Origin of the sequence: Clostridium celatum DSM 1785 (assembly GCF_000320405.1) — a bacterium.
Classification (GTDB): Bacteria; Bacillota; Clostridia; order Clostridiales; family Clostridiaceae; genus Clostridium; species Clostridium celatum.
On sequence record NZ_KB291694.1, the window covers coordinates 1 to 714 of the forward strand.

Consider the following 714-nt stretch of genomic DNA (forward strand, 5'->3'; position numbering starts at 1 on the left):
AATAAATATCCACCAGCTTAGCTGGTGGTTTTTCTTTCGCCCTATAAGGGCATTTTACTAGCAAGCATCTTAAGATGCATAATTGGTCCGCCAGCCGCATGCTATTTTACTTGCTACCCTTAAAAGGGTCTGTATATTCCTTAAAGCTTATTTGATCCGTTATCATATCTTCACGTTCTTGGTTTTTTATATATTCTTCTATTGCATTTTTATTTTTTCCTACTGTGTCAACATAAAATCCTCTACACCAAAAATGTCTACTTCCATACTTATACTTTAAATTTGAAAATCTCTCAAATATCATTAAACTACTTTTTCCTTTTAAATATCCCATAAAGCTTGAAACGCTCATCTTAGGTGGAATTTCAACCAACATATGAATATGATCTACGCAGGCATGCGCTTCGATAATTCTAACATCTTTCCATTCACAAAGTTGTCTTAATATCTTTCCTATCTCTGCTTTCTTTTCTCCATATATCTCTTTCCTTCTATACTTAGGTGCAAAAACTATATGATATTTACAGTTCCATTTTGTATGTGATAAACTATTATTATCAGTATTATTTTTCATAATGCTGTCCTCCTTTTGTCTATTAAAGTTGGCTTGCGAACCCTACTTTAATTATTGACAAAAGGAGTTTTTTTTCATACTCACCGCTTAAGCTAATCTGAACACACTTGCATAGCAAGTGGTTTTCTAAATACAAAAAA

The 714-nt window shown here is 32.4% G+C and carries 1 protein-coding gene; it reads right to left on the reverse strand.

The window, feature by feature from the left end; genetic code table 11:
• Window positions 1-106: 106 nt before the first annotated feature.
• On the reverse strand, window positions 107-574 hold the full coding sequence (tnpA, locus tag HMPREF0216_RS13475) for an IS200/IS605 family transposase (RefSeq protein WP_005215300.1): 468 nt from the start codon (window positions 572-574) through the stop codon (window positions 107-109).
• Between the last annotated feature and the right edge of the window lie 140 nt (window positions 575-714).

What these genes read in the sequence shown, in the direction of transcription:
- tnpA (WP_005215300.1), bottom strand. Translation starts at nt 574, where the DNA reads ATGAAAAATAATACTGATAATAATAGTTTATCACATACAAAATGGAAC.